Source organism: Novosphingobium sp. (genome assembly GCF_020852455.1).
GTDB lineage: Bacteria > Pseudomonadota > Alphaproteobacteria > Sphingomonadales > Sphingomonadaceae > Novosphingobium.
In genome coordinates, this window is sequence record NZ_JADZAT010000010.1 from 269,193 (window position 1) to 282,086 (window position 12,894).

Consider the following 12,894-nt stretch of genomic DNA (forward strand, 5'->3'; position numbering starts at 1 on the left):
CCTCACCCAAATCGCTTGGCTCCGGCCAAGGCCTTTTCGGCGTCGGCCACCAGATCGCGCATCACCGCGGCGGCGGGGCGAACCGACTTGATCAAACCGATGCCCTGTCCCGCAAACCCGGGAAGCACATCCATCCGCTTGTCGCGGATCGCCGCCGCCATGACCGGGCCAGCAATCATCGACTGGTAAGGCATGGGCAGCGGCTCCTTGCCCGCTTCGATCCATGCACTGGCCCATTTGTTGGCGATCATCCGGGCTGGCTTGCCGGTGATCGAGCGACTGACCACCGTGTCGCCGTCACCGCCCTCGGCAATGGCTTGCTTCTGGAAATCCTCGATTCCGGCTTCTTCGGTCGCGAGGAAGGCCGTTCCCACCCAGGCACCCTCGGCACCGAGCATGAAGACCGCTGCCACTCCGCGCCCGTCGCTGATGCCGCCGGCACCCAGCACCGGGACCCGGTCCCCCACGGCGTCGACCACCTGGGGAATCAGCGAAATCGTCCCGATCGGCGAATTGTGGCCGCCGCCATCGTGACCCTGGGCGACGATCATATCGATCCCGGACTCTACCACCTGCAAGGCGTGTTTGACCTTGCCCACCACCGCCATCACGATCGTGCCGTTGGCGTGCAGGCGATCCATCCACGGTCCGGGATTGCCCAGTCCGGCCGCATAGACGGGCACCTTTTCCTCGATCACCACCTCCATCTGCGCTTCGAAGAACTCCTTCGAGAACAGCGGCGGACCACCTTCGCTTTCCGCCCCGGCGGCGGCGCGCATCGCCGCAGCGGAATCGACTTCGCCCAGTCCTTCACGTGCCATGAAATCGCGGGCGAATTGTTGATACTCGCCGAACACCGCCATCGGATCCGTAGGAGCCGCCCCGGTTTCAGGTGCCTTGCCCCGGCGGACAGAAGCGGGCAGTAAGGTATCGACCCCGAACGGCTTGTCGGTTAGCGCGCGGGTCTCGCGAATCCAGCTGCGCAAGCGTTCGGGCGAGCATGCCGCCGCGCCCAGCACACCTAGCCCACCGGCGTTGGAAACCGCAGCGGCCAGCCGGGGCACGCTCGCGCCGCCCATACCGGCCAGCAGGATCGGATGCTCGATCTTGAGCATCCCGCAAATTCGGCTGTTCAGTGCCATCGTCCTCTCCAGAAGTGCCGGCCTAGCCTGGGTCTCCCCATCTGACCTTTTGCGTAACGAGCTCGGGGCTGCGAGCCGCGAGATATTCGGACGATCCCTTGACCAGCCGCTCCATGTGTCGGCGTGCACCATCGGCATCGCGCAGGCGCACCGCGTTCAGTACCCGCGCGAGGCAGCGCAATTGGCCGGCCCGTTCCTGCGCGGAATAACCCAATTCCATGGCAAGATCGCGGGTCAGCAAATGCAGTGCCGATGTAAGCAATCCGAAGGTCGGGTTGCCGCTGGCCCAGCCCAGCAAATCGTGAAAGCGCCGGTTGGTTTCCTCGAACCCAGCGGTTTCGCGGTCGCGTTCGAGTTGGGCGTAGCAATCGCTCAATGCGGCGAGATCTGCGTTGGTCGCCCGCGCCGCAGCCTTGGCCGCCATATCGGGCGCGATCGCTTCGCGCAGTTCGAGCAGGGCCCGCAGATCGGTATCCATGAATTGCAGGATGAGCGACAGAGAGCTGGCAAAATCGCGCGTCTGCGGCCGCGACACAACCGGTCCGCCGCCGCGGCCCAGTTGCAACTGGATCACCCCCTGCAGCTCAAGAAACCTGAGCGCCTCGCGCAAGGTTGCGCGCGCGACTTCGTAACGCGCCAGCATATCCTCCTCTTGCGGGAGGCGGTCTCCGGCCTCACGGGCGTTGAGCTGGATATCGGACACGATGGCCTGCGCGACCTGCAAGGCGCGCTTTGCCTTGCCTGCGGGCACCGCGTTGTCGTCCGGAGATCGATGTGGAACAGAAGCCATAAAAACGTATAAGCATTAATCGATCACCGTGTCTAGCATCTCCTGCGGAAAAACGTTGGCGCCCTGAAACCTGTCGAAAACTCGGCATTTCGGTAATCGTAAGCGATCCCGACCTGGCACCTCCCCGAGTTGGCGGATTAAAGCTGATAATCTTTATTGACAGAATGGCCCTTTCGGCCCTAGGTGACGCCATTGAGAAAGGTCTGTTCCATGGCAACTTCGGCAACTCAGGAAAAAGTCCTCTACGCTTCCGTCGATTCGATCCCGCTGCACGAGATCAATGTCGCCAATCCCTACCTCTTCCAGAATGACACCGTGGGGGAATATTTCACCCGGCTTCGGCGCGAGGATCCGGTCCACTACTGTGCAGAAAGCCGGTTCGGGCCCTATTGGTCGGTGACCAAGTTCAACGACATCATAGCGGTCGACACCAACCACAAGGTCTTCTCGTCGGAAGCCAAGCTCGGTGGGATTTCGGTCCAGGACATGCACAGCGTCGAGGGCGCGCTCGAGCTCGAAATGTTCATCGCGATGGATCAGCCCAAGCACGACCAGCAGCGCAAGGCGGTAAGCCCGGTGGTTGCACCATCGAACCTGCTTCTGCTTGAGCCGATCATCCGCGAACGGGCGGGCGCGATCCTCGATTCGCTGCCGGTCGGCGAGGAGATCGACTGGGTAAAGCTGGTGTCGGTCGAACTTACCACCATGACGCTTGCGACGATCTTCGATTTCCCCTGGGACGAGCGCGCCAAGCTGACCCGCTGGTCGGACGTCACCACCGCGTCACCGGAAACCGGCATCGTCGAATCGTTCGAACAGCGCCGCGAGGAACTCATCCAGTGTGCGATGTATTTCAAGGGCCTGTGGGACGAACGGATCGACAAGCCCGGCGGCAATGACCTGATCTCGATGATGGCGCATTCGCCCGCAACCCGCGACATGCCGTTCCTCGAATTTCTCGGCAACCTGCTGCTGCTGATTGTCGGCGGCAACGACACCACCCGCAATTCGATCAGTGGCGGGGTCCTGGCGCTCAACCAGAACCCGGGCGAATATCAGAAATTGCGGGACAATCCGGCGCTCGTTTCCAGCATGATTCCCGAGATCATCCGCTGGCAGACCCCGCTGACGCACATGCGCCGTACCGCGCTGGAAGACGCCGAAATTGGCGGAAAGCAGATCAGGAAAGGCGACAAGGTGGTGATGTGGTATCTCTCGGGCAACCGCGACGAAACCGTGATCGACCGGGCCGACCAATTCATCATCGATCGCGAAAATCCGCGCCACCACCTCTCCTTCGGGTTCGGCATCCACCGCTGCATGGGCAACCGTCTGGCCGAATTGCAACTGCGGATCATCTGGGAAGAGATCCTCAAGCGCTTTCGCTTCGTCGAAGTTGTTGGCGAGCCGGAGCGGCTGCTGTCCAATCTGGTGCGCGGGATTACCCGGCTGCCGGTGAAACTTCACGCGCACTGAAGGCTTGGCTCGTTACAAATACGGAACTTCCATATGATCAACGTAACTTTTGTTTCCGCCGACGGCACACGTCGGTCGGTTGAAATAGACGAGGGCCTCAGCGCCCGTGAAGCCGCCCTGTTCAACAGTGTACCGGGGATCGATGGCGATTGCGGCGGGGTCTGTGCCTGCGCCACGTGCCATGTCCATGTCGATCAGGCCTGGATGGATCGGGTCGGGCCGCCGGAAGAAGGCGGCATGGAGAGCGATCTGATCCAGTTTGCCGAGGGAACGACCGAAACCAGCCGCCTCGCGTGCCAGATTCCGATGGTCCCCGAACTCGATGGGCTGGTGCTGCATCTGCCCGAGCTTCAGCACTGAGCAAGACGCCATGCACATGACGTTTGACGGAAGCGGCGGCATCTCCATCGCGGCAAGCCTTGTCGGCGATGGTCATGGTCGGCCGTCCGTATTACTGGCGCATGGCGGAGGGCAAACCCGGCGCACCTGGCGCAAGACGATGCAGCAATTGGCGGAGCACGGCTATCGCTCGGTGGCGATCGACATGCGCGGTCATGGCGAGAGTGGCTGGGCCACCCCCGGTAGATACCGCTTTGCCGATTTCGGCAAGGATATCCTCGCGGTCTGCGACAAGCTGAACCAGCGGCCGCATGTCATCGGCGCATCGCTTGGCGGATTGGCGGCGCTGGTGGCGGAAGGGGCGGTGCGACCGGGTAGCTTTGCGTCGCTGACGCTGGTCGATGTCACTCCGGATATGGACCCGGAGGGTGTTTCACGAATTGTCGGCTTCATGAACGCCCATGTGGAGCGCGGCTTCGCGTCATACGACGAAGCCGCAGAGGCGATCGCGGACTATATGCCGAACCGCGAGAAGCGCGGCGCCAGCGAGGGCCTGAAGAGCTATCTCCGTCTCGACCCGGACCAGCGTTATCGTTGGCATTGGGATCCCGGCTTTCTGAGCGGGATGACCGGGCGGCGCGAACAGGACTATGCCCAAGCCCAGGCGGCGGCAAGCGTCCTCTCGCTACCGGTCCACCTGGTGCGGGGCGGATCGAGCGACCTGATTTCCATGGAGGCTGCGAAGCGGTTCTGCGCGATGGTGCCTGGCGCGCGCTTCACCGACGTCTCGGGCGCTGGACATATGGTTGTCGGCGACGACAACGACGTGTTCAGCAGGGCCATCATCGAATTCCTCGAAAGCCAGTCCGAACCGGAGACGATTGCATGACGCTGGAAGAGCTCAACCGCGCCCTGCTGGTCGCGCCGTTTCACCGCTGGCTGAACTTGCGGATGGTCGAAGCTGACGCAGAGCACATCCTGATCGAAATGCCATGGCGGGACGAGATGATCTCCAACCCCACGCTCCCGTCGATGCACGGTGGAATTCTCGCCTCGTTGATCGATCTGACGGGATTCTATGCAGTCCTGGCCTCAGGAAACATGTGCAAATCCACAGCCGACCTGAGGGTCGATTACCATCGGGCAGCGAGCCGCCAGACGCTTCATGCCGAAGGGCGGCTGATCAAGGCCGGGAAATCGCTAAGCGTTGCCGACGTGCGCATTCACGACGAGGCCGGGACGCTGGTCGCCAGCGGTCGCGGGGCCTACAATATGTAACGGGCATTGTTGCCAGCCCAAACCGACTTCAGTCCGGGTCTAGACCACTGATATTGGCTACCATCCTGGAGAGCGTGGAGCGCATTTGGTCGATGTCCTCAAGGGGGACGTTGCGGAGCAATTCCAGATATAGTCGATCGGCGGCCTTACGCACCGAGGGGAGGATTTCGATTGCTTTCGGCAAGGGGTGCAAGGTCCAAACCCGCCGGTCTCCCCCGGCCGCGCGACGTTCAGCAAGGCCTGCCGCTTCGAGCTGATCGACGATATGGCCCACTGAAGCCCGTTCGAGATCCAGTTGTCGCGCGAGCATGGTCTGGTTCAAGCCGGGCGTGCGCATGATATACGACAGCGCCCGCCATTGCGGAGTGGTCATGTCGAACGCGGCCATCGAAACCGTAAACATGCGCCTGAGTCGGCGGGGAACCTCCTCGATCAGGAATATCAACTCATCCGCTTCGGTAACAAACCGTTCGTGCTGCGCCGCGTCAGACATGCGACATCTGATAGCGCATCTACGTGATCGTTTAAAGCATTATTGTTGCAAGACAGATTGTAAATATTTTTACTACCTGCTATCGACGCGCCGTGACCCTATCTACCGAGCAACCAAAACCCAAGTCGAAGACAAGCCATACCATGCGCGTGGCTGGCATCGCTCTGCCGTTGATGCTGGTCGCCTGCGTTGCGGTCCCCGATGCTGGGGTTCGGCCCGCGATGCACACCCCCGATACAATCGAGGTATCGCAGACACTCGCCGCGCGCGGCAACACCGCCTGGCCGCCAGATCAATGGTGGCGTCTGGCCGGCGATCCGCAGTTGACCGCGCTGATCGAGGAAGGTCTTGCCAACTCGCCCCAGGTCGCTGTGGCCGTAGCCCGGATCAAGCGGGCCGAATCCGAAGCGCAAAGGGCTGGAGCCGCACGACTGCCATCGCTTGGTGCCGAGGCGGAAGGGGGCTTGCGGCGTCAAAGCGGTAACAACGGCCTCCCCGCGCAATTCCTGCCCGATGGCTGGAAAGACTACGGTCAGGCCTCGCTGACATTCGGATTCGACCTAGACCTGTGGGGGCGCAACCGCGCCGCCCATGCAGCGGCGACCTCGGAGGCCCGCGCGGCGGTGGTCGATGCCGCGCAAGCCCGGCTCGTGCTGTCGGTCGCGATCACCGCCGCCTATGCCGAACTGGGCCGATTCTACCGCGAATACGACAATGCTGCGTCGATACTCGCCAATCGCCGGTCGACGCGAGACCTTGTCGCCCAGCGCCACGGCAGCGGGCTCGACAACCTGGCGAGCCTGCGCCGCGCCGATGCCGAAGTCGCCCTCGCCGAACAGGACCTCGCGGCGATCTCCGAGAACATCGGTTTCCGCCGCAACCAGCTTGCCGCGCTGGTCGGTGCCGGGCCGGACCGCGGTCAATCGATCACCCGCCCGCCGCTTGCACCCTCCACTCCTTCTGGAGTTCCGGCGGGCATCAATACCGATCTGCTGGGCCGCCGTCCCGACATCGTCGCGGCGCGCGAACGGGTCGAAGCGGCGGCAAGCAAGGTAAAGGTCGCGCGCGCCGGCTTCTTTCCTTCGATCAACCTCAGGGCGCTGGTCGGCTTGCAGGCGCTGGGGCTCGGCAATCTGGTCGATTCCGGGTCGCTGTTCGGCAACGTCGGCCCCGCAATCAGCCTGCCAATCTTTCAGGGCGGTGCCCTCAAGGCGCAATACGGCGGCGCCTGGGCGGCCTATGACGAGGCAGTCGCGAACTACAACCAGACGGTGGTCACCGCTTTTCAGCAGGTCGCTGATGCTGTCACCCAGCGCGACGCCGCGGACAAGAGGCTTGCAGCTGCCCGAACTGCGCTGACCGCCAGCGAGGACGCCCTGGCATTGGTCCGTCGTCGCTACGAGGCGGGCCTTTCCAGCTATCTCGACGTACTCGCCAACGAACGCAGCGTCCATGACCTGCGGCTCGTGGTGATTGGGCTTGAGACATACGAAAGGGGCGCGACGCTCGCGATGATCCGGGCGTTGGGTGGCGGCTTCGATACCGCCGCCGCCCGGCCAACAGGACAGACAGGCCAATGACCGAACCAGCAACCGAATTGCCAGCGATCGATCCCGAACTCTCCGCTGCGCGCAAGGGAACGCGCAGAAAGTGGCTAAAGCGGCTGGCGATCGCTCTTGGAGTGGTGGGTCTTGCCTGGGCTGCATGGTACCTGCTGGTTACGCGAAACCATGTCGGCACCGATAACGCCTATGTGAATGCACAGATCGCACAGGTCACGCCGCTGGTCGCGGGATCGGCGATCGAGGTTCTAGTAGAAGATACGCAGCAGGTGAAGGCAGGGGACGTGCTGGTCCGGCTCGACCAGGCCAATGCGAAGATTGCCGTAGCGCAGGCCCAGGCCGACCTCGCCGCTGCCCGCCGCCGTTTCGGTCAGGCGGTTGCGACCAACGGTGCCCTGTCGGCGCAGATCGACACGTCGAGCGCGGCTATTGTCCAAGCGCAGGCGCGATTGCGCAGCGCCCAGGCCGAGTTCGACAAGGCCAGGATCGATCTTCAGCGTCGCGAGACACTGGTTGCCAGCGGAGCCGTGTCTGGCGAAGAAGTCACCCAAGCACGTAGGACCTTTGCCACCGCCAGCGCTGCACTCGATGCCGCTCGCGGTGGGATATCGGAGGTCAGTTCGGCCCGCCGCGTTGCCCAGGGCCAGTTCGCGGCCAACGATGCACTGGTGCGCGGCTCAAACATCGACACCGATCCCGCTGTGCAAGCTGCCGCGGCGCGGCTCGACTCGGCGCGGCTCGATCTTGAACGCACCGAAATCCGGGCGCCCGTTTCGGGGGTGGTGAGCCGTCTGCAAATTCAGGTCGGGCAACGACTGAACCCAGGACAGATCATCATGACCATCGTCCCGGTCGACAAGCTCTATGTCGATGCGAACTTCAGGGAGAGCCAGCTGCGCCGCGTCCGCATCGGCATGCCCGTCACTCTGACCTCGGACCTTTACGGTGGCGACGTTGTTTATCATGGCAAGATCACCGGCTTTGCTGGCGGAACCGGATCGTCAATGGCGGTTATTCCGGCCCAGAACGCCACCGGCAACTGGATCAAGACTGTCCAGCGTCTCCCGGTGCGGATCGAACTCGATCCTGCCGAGCTACGGAAACATCCCTTGCGCGTCGGGCTGTCGATGGAAGTCGAGATCGATGTTTCTCGAAGGTAAGGCACGATGAGTAGCGCCAAACCCGAAAGCGCTGGCATTGCCCCGTCGCGGCAATTGGCCGCCGGGCTGGTGCTGGCGCTGGCCAATTTCATGGTCATTCTCGACCTGACCATCGCCAATGTCTCGATCCCGCATGTCGCTGGCAGCCTCGGGATCACGCTTGAGCAAGGGGCCTGGATCATCACCTCTTACGCGGTAGCTGAAGCGATCTGCGTTCCCTTGACCGGGTGGATCGCGGGACGCTTCGGTTCGGTGCGCACCTTCGTCGTCAGCATGGTCGGCTTCGGCATTCTTTCCTTCTTGTGCGGTATTTCAATCACAATGGGGATGCTGGTTGCATGCCGGATCGGCCAGGGGATCTTCGGCGCGTTCCTGATGCCCTTGTCGCAGACGCTGCTCCTGAAGGTCTTTCCGCCGGAAAAGCGCAACATGGCTTTGGGCATGTGGGCTGTCACACTGTTGATGGGGCCAGCTCTTGGCCCGATGATCGGAGGCTACCTTACCGAGAACTACAGCTGGCATTGGATATTCCTGATCAACGTGCCCGTTGCGATCCTTTGTATTGGCGTGGGTATCGTGTTGCTGAAGCCCGTCGAAACCGATCGGCAGACCCAGCCCATCGATTTCATCGGACTCGCCCTGCTGGTCCTTTGGGTGGGTTGCCTGCAACTCGTGCTGGACCTTGGCCGCAACCATGACTGGTTCGCCGATCCGATGATCGTCGCGCTATCGATCACCTCCTTTGTCTGTCTTCTGCTCTTCGTTATCTGGGAGCTAGGCGAAGATCACCCGATTGTCGATTTGCGGGTGTTCAGACACCGGGGGTTCAGCGTCAGCCTGACAGTGCTGTCGCTCGCATTTGCTGGCTATTTCGCGGGTTTTGTCATTGTCCCCCAGTGGCAACAGGCCTGGCTCGGATTCCCGGCGACTTCAGCGGGATTGTCGTCATCTTTCTCCGCCACCGGCGCACTGTTTACAGCGCCACTGGCGGCCTTCTTGATGAGTCGCCTCGACCCCCGCCTGTTGGTCTCGGGCGGTATCGCCTGGATTGCGGCGACGACGCTCGTCCGAACGACCTGGACGACGGACGCCGATTTCTGGACTCTCAGCATTCTGCAGTTGGTTCAGGGCTTGGGGGTGACCTTCATGATGCTTCCGCTCATGTCGCTCACCCTCAACACCGTCGATGACAATGAAGTGGCGTCGGCTGCCGGCCTTCAGAGCTTTATGCGGACCATCGCAACGGCGGTAGCGACCTCGATAACGCTCTCCTACTGGGCCGACACGCAGCGCCTGGCGCGGAGCGATGCCGTCGGAGCGATGCAACCGGAAGCCGTGCAGGATAGCTTGACCGGACTCGGGTTTCCGCCCGATCAGGTGCGGCAGATTCTCAGCAACATGGTCGATCTCGAAGCGACAACCCTGGCGCTCATCCATACCTTCTGGGCCACCAGCGCCATCCTGCTCTTCGCCGCCGCTCTCATCTGGCTCGCTCCACGCCCGACTAGATCGGGCGGGATGCCGCTGGGGCACTGATCCAGTGCGCGGCTGCAATGTCTTCCGTTCCAGGGTCGTCACCAGAGCCGACAGAAGACTCCCCCTTGGCAGAGCCGAAAGCGCTGCGTTCCAACTACGCCAATCGTGCAAGAGCGCGATGTCGATTGTATCAAGGCAAGCAACCGTCAATTTGGAGACTTTCGCAACCCTGTCCTGCTAACGTAGAGAGTCTGCATGCTTGGCCATTATGCGGCTTCTGATTGCAGTTCGCACACCCAACCGGTTACTGATGGGCCGTAGTCGTAGATTTCCATTGCGTAGTTAGTCGTCGGCTTGTCGGCTGGATTGACAGTAGTAAAGGGGCGCGCCTAAATTGGGTTTCGCGCAACCCCATCTGCACAGCACGCCATCGAAAGGCGTGACGTGAAGCGTTTCATAATTTTTGCAGCCACCGCTGTGCTCGGGCTTCAGTCCCATGCACGTGAAGTGGCCGTCGAGGACTTCTCCCAGCTTAGGCTGAAAGACGGCAATGCAGCTGATCCAAGCCCCTTAGAGCTTCCCCCCGAGCCAGTTGCAGACGTGGCCAGTGTCCCCCGTCAGCACCAATGGCACAGATTTGACGTTGTGATTTAAGGAGTGTTGGGGCTTCGTCGTAGTGACGAAGGAACGAAGATGAAGTCCCAACACTCCTTGAAAAAATCGCCGGTAAAGGCTCCTGCTGAGCGGGTCGTGAAGGACATTCGGCGGCAGACCCGTCGCCATTTCTCGGCCGAAGACAAGATCCGCATCGTGCTCGATGGGCTGCGCGGCGAGGACAGCATTGCTGAGCTGTGCCGCAAGGAAGGCATCGCGCAGAGCTTGTATTACACCTGTGACGTGACCCCCAACTTTCATCCAGTTGCGATTAAAGCCTCGGCATCGTTGTTGCGCGGTTGCGCGGGTGAAGCAAGGGGCTGCGTAGCGTAGCCTCCGGCTATGCGGAGCGCAGCAGCCCCTTGCTTTTTGAGGTCGGCGGCGAAGGCCGCCGGGGTGGCGTATCCGAGTGAGGAGTGCGGTCGGTCGGTGTTGTAATCGTCGGCCCATGCAGTGATCTTCTCGCGGGCATGGGCCAGCGAAGTGAACAGTGTCTCATTGAGCAGCTCGTCGCGCATCCGCCCGTTAAATCTCTCGACGAACGCGTTCTGGGTCGGCTTGCCCGGCGTCGTGTAATGCCATTCGACCTTGGCATCGCCGCACCATTCGAGCACCGCGTTCGAGGTCAGCTCGGTTCCGTTGTCGCTGACGATCATACCGGGCTTGCCCCGCACCGCGATCAGCTCGGCCAGTTCGCGCACCACCCGCTTGCCCGAGATCGAGGTGTCGGGAACCGCCGCCAGGCACTCGCGCGTCACATCATCGACGACGTTGAGCACCCGGAACCGGCGACCGGTGATCATCTGATCATGCACGAAGTCCAGGCTCCAGCGCTGGTTGGGTAGCGCCGAAACGGGAGCTGGCACCCGTGCACCAACCGCGCGTTTGCGCCCTTTGCGTCGCCGCACGGTCAAGCCTTCCTCGCGGTACAGCCGCTGGGTCTTCTTGCGGTTGATCGTCAGCCCCTCGCGCCGCAGCAGGATGTGCAACCGCCGATACCCGAACCGGCGGCGTTGATGCGCCAGTTCCCGCAGCTTCTCGCGCAAAGCACCATCATCGCGCCGCGACTGGTAGCGAATGACTGTCCGGTCCGCATCGATGACCCTGCACGCCCGCCGCTCGCTGACATCAAGCAGGGCCTGAAGATGCGCGACCGCTTCCCGCTTGGCGGCAGGCGTTACCATTTTTTTGCCAGCAGATCCTTCAGACCCGCGTTGTCCAGCATCGCGTCGGCAAGCAGACGCTTGAGCCGCCCGTTCTCGTCCTCGAGCGCCCGCAGCCGCTTCGCCTCCGACACCTCAAGGCCGCCATACTTGGCCTTCCAGTTGTATAGCGTCGCTTCCGACACGCCATGCTTGCGGGCCAGGTCAGCCGTCTTCGCGCCTGCCTCTGCCTCACGCAGAACCCCGATAATCTGCTCTTCTGTAAATCGTAGTCGCTTCATCTGTCCGTTCCTTCTCTCAAGGGCCGGACTCTAATCAATCTTGGAGGGAAATCAGGGGGTCACGTCACCCTGGGTCCCCGACAGTGACATTTCTATTTAGCGGAGACCGTTCGGTATGATAATATTTCATATGATAAAATGGATTTCGGCTCAATTCGTCCGCAAAACCAATGTTGAGCGATCTAGATGTGTGGGTCTGAGTGTGGGTCCATTGCGCTTTTGAAACATTTTATCAGAGCAATATCAATACTATATGACAGATTCAGGGCGGACACCCTCTCCGCCAGACACCATGTTTCACGATGCATCGGATCCGCACTGCGGAGGCCGCTGAGAGTGGTGTCTGGACTTGGCACCAGGGGCGGCTCAGGCTTCAGACATCGACCGTCACCCGCAGGTCAAAACTAGCTGGCAGACGAGGCATTCGCGGAAACTGATCGCACGGAATCGAGGAAGGCATCGAGCAGCTGCGAATGCTCGCCGGCGCGATAGATGACGCTGAGGACAATGTTGCCGACAACAGTTCGGCCGCCGGCTTCATCCTTGGGAAACCGCACTGTCCCGGCGTACTCAAATCGGAAGGTCTTGCAGTTTCGCTTGGCGGCGAATGTGGTGAGCGGTTCACAGGGCATTCGTCCGCCGCGATGGGTGGCCCGCTTGAAGCCTTGCTTTGGCTTTGTGGCGAACTTGTCGCGGCGGGAATTGTCCTTCCCGCAGGCTCGATCATACTGACGGGTGGCCTGACATCCGCGCCTTATCTCGTCAAAGGCAAGGCGATCATTGCCGAATTCGGGCAGTTGGGGTCGGTGTCTTTCGCCTGGTGATCTGAGGATCACATGAGTGCCGGGACATGATATTCGAGGTGCGATGTCTGAAAGCTCGCCAGAACAGACATCGTTCGGAACGTGATTGCCCCGAAATCTCGGCGGAAGCTGATACCGTTTGCCGACGGCAAGAGCTGTCGCAGCGGATCGATCCTTCGGCTTTCGCCGGTCTCAGGAACTGGCGACCGTACCGGGATGACGCGATACCGATTGAATCGTTGTGCTTAACACTATCCATCTCTAGCCTCGCATCCAG

General features: G+C 61.6%; 12 protein-coding genes and 1 pseudogene. 9 read left to right on the forward strand and 4 right to left on the reverse strand.

Annotation, left to right across the window (positions count from 1 at the left end; all coding sequences use genetic code 11):
- Positions 1-2 precede the first annotated feature (2 nt).
- Positions 3-1,142 (reverse strand): nitronate monooxygenase, encoded by a 1,140-nt coding sequence (locus tag IT549_RS05445; protein WP_169495426.1) that lies wholly within the window; start codon positions 1,140-1,142, stop codon positions 3-5.
- A 22-nt stretch (positions 1,143-1,164) separates the two neighbouring features.
- Positions 1,165-1,932 carry an FCD domain-containing protein gene (locus tag IT549_RS05450; protein WP_206069778.1) on the reverse strand — a complete coding sequence of 256 codons (768 nt, stop codon included), beginning with the start codon at positions 1,930-1,932 and terminating at the stop codon, positions 1,165-1,167.
- A gap of 210 nt (positions 1,933-2,142) precedes the next feature.
- On the opposite strand from IT549_RS05450, the gene IT549_RS05455 reads away from it, so the two are divergent.
- From IT549_RS05455 to IT549_RS05470, 4 genes are read left to right on the forward strand one after another with little or no spacing between them, the layout of a single operon-like run.
- Positions 2,143-3,408: a cytochrome P450 gene (locus IT549_RS05455; RefSeq protein ID WP_169495424.1), complete on the forward strand. Its 1,266-nt coding sequence runs from the start codon at positions 2,143-2,145 to the stop codon at positions 3,406-3,408.
- A 33-nt stretch (positions 3,409-3,441) separates the two neighbouring features.
- Positions 3,442-3,768 carry a 2Fe-2S iron-sulfur cluster-binding protein gene (locus tag IT549_RS05460; RefSeq protein ID WP_100868275.1) on the forward strand — a complete coding sequence of 109 codons (327 nt, stop codon included), beginning with the start codon at positions 3,442-3,444 and terminating at the stop codon, positions 3,766-3,768.
- Between the two features lie 10 nt (positions 3,769-3,778).
- Positions 3,779-4,636, forward strand: coding sequence for an alpha/beta hydrolase (locus tag IT549_RS05465; protein ID WP_169495423.1), 858 nt, complete (start codon positions 3,779-3,781; stop codon positions 4,634-4,636).
- A complete protein-coding gene (locus tag IT549_RS05470) occupies positions 4,633-5,025 on the forward strand; it encodes a PaaI family thioesterase (RefSeq protein ID WP_169495422.1) in 393 nt (130 codons plus the stop codon). The genes IT549_RS05465 and IT549_RS05470 overlap by 4 nt, the downstream gene beginning before the upstream one ends.
- Before the next feature lie 28 nt (positions 5,026-5,053).
- Here IT549_RS05470 and IT549_RS05475 read toward each other — a convergent pair whose 3' ends face one another.
- Entirely contained in the window at positions 5,054-5,518 is a 465-nt protein-coding gene (locus IT549_RS05475) for a MarR family transcriptional regulator (RefSeq protein WP_169495421.1), read from the reverse strand.
- 173 nt (positions 5,519-5,691) lie between these two features.
- On the opposite strand from IT549_RS05475, the gene IT549_RS05480 reads away from it, so the two are divergent.
- From IT549_RS05480 to IT549_RS05495, 4 genes and pseudogenes are all read left to right on the forward strand, one after another.
- Positions 5,692-7,098, forward strand: a complete 1,407-nt coding sequence (locus IT549_RS05480; RefSeq protein WP_292971107.1) for an efflux transporter outer membrane subunit — start codon at positions 5,692-5,694, stop codon at positions 7,096-7,098.
- Positions 7,095-8,240: an EmrA/EmrK family multidrug efflux transporter periplasmic adaptor subunit gene (locus tag IT549_RS05485; RefSeq protein ID WP_292970586.1), complete on the forward strand. Its 1,146-nt coding sequence runs from the start codon at positions 7,095-7,097 to the stop codon at positions 8,238-8,240. The genes IT549_RS05480 and IT549_RS05485 overlap by 4 nt, the downstream gene beginning before the upstream one ends.
- Before the next feature lie 6 nt (positions 8,241-8,246).
- A complete protein-coding gene (locus tag IT549_RS05490) occupies positions 8,247-9,776 on the forward strand; it encodes a DHA2 family efflux MFS transporter permease subunit (RefSeq protein WP_292970588.1) in 1,530 nt (509 codons plus the stop codon).
- A 633-nt stretch (positions 9,777-10,409) separates the two neighbouring features.
- Positions 10,410-10,604: pseudogene (locus IT549_RS05495) on the forward strand (transposase); the annotation flags it as partial.
- 23 nt (positions 10,605-10,627) lie between these two features.
- Here the strand turns inward: IT549_RS05495 and IT549_RS05500 are convergent.
- Positions 10,628-11,814, reverse strand: a protein-coding gene (locus tag IT549_RS05500) for an IS3 family transposase (protein WP_292970590.1) whose coding sequence is annotated in 2 segments (ribosomal slippage) — positions 10,628-11,553 and positions 11,553-11,814 — 1,188 coding nt in all. Because the reading frame shifts where the segments join, the coding sequence is not laid out codon by codon here.
- Positions 11,815-12,287: 473 nt separating this feature from the next.
- Between IT549_RS05500 and IT549_RS05505 the strand changes: the two genes are divergently transcribed.
- The gene (locus tag IT549_RS05505) at positions 12,288-12,638 is read left to right on the forward strand and encodes a hypothetical protein (RefSeq protein ID WP_292970592.1); all 351 of its coding nucleotides are present in this window, start codon (positions 12,288-12,290) and stop codon (positions 12,636-12,638) included.
- Positions 12,639-12,894 lie beyond the last annotated feature (256 nt).

Excerpts from the sequence above, each read along its gene's own strand:
- IT549_RS05445 (WP_169495426.1), bottom strand. The coding sequence starts at position 1,142 with ATGGCACTGAACAGCCGAATTTGCGGGATGCTCAAGATCGAGCATCCG.
- IT549_RS05450 (WP_206069778.1), bottom strand. The coding sequence starts at position 1,932 with ATGGCTTCTGTTCCACATCGATCTCCGGACGACAACGCGGTGCCCGCA.
- IT549_RS05455 (WP_169495424.1), top strand. The coding sequence starts at position 2,143 with ATGGCAACTTCGGCAACTCAGGAAAAAGTCCTCTACGCTTCCGTCGAT.
- IT549_RS05460 (WP_100868275.1), top strand. The coding sequence starts at position 3,442 with ATGATCAACGTAACTTTTGTTTCCGCCGACGGCACACGTCGGTCGGTT.
- IT549_RS05465 (WP_169495423.1), top strand. The coding sequence starts at position 3,779 with ATGCACATGACGTTTGACGGAAGCGGCGGCATCTCCATCGCGGCAAGC.
- IT549_RS05470 (WP_169495422.1), top strand. The coding sequence starts at position 4,633 with ATGACGCTGGAAGAGCTCAACCGCGCCCTGCTGGTCGCGCCGTTTCAC.
- IT549_RS05475 (WP_169495421.1), bottom strand. The coding sequence starts at position 5,518 with ATGTCTGACGCGGCGCAGCACGAACGGTTTGTTACCGAAGCGGATGAG.
- IT549_RS05480 (WP_292971107.1), top strand. The coding sequence starts at position 5,692 with ATGCTGGTCGCCTGCGTTGCGGTCCCCGATGCTGGGGTTCGGCCCGCG.
- IT549_RS05485 (WP_292970586.1), top strand. The coding sequence starts at position 7,095 with ATGACCGAACCAGCAACCGAATTGCCAGCGATCGATCCCGAACTCTCC.
- IT549_RS05490 (WP_292970588.1), top strand. The coding sequence starts at position 8,247 with ATGAGTAGCGCCAAACCCGAAAGCGCTGGCATTGCCCCGTCGCGGCAA.
- IT549_RS05505 (WP_292970592.1), top strand. The coding sequence starts at position 12,288 with ATGCTCGCCGGCGCGATAGATGACGCTGAGGACAATGTTGCCGACAAC.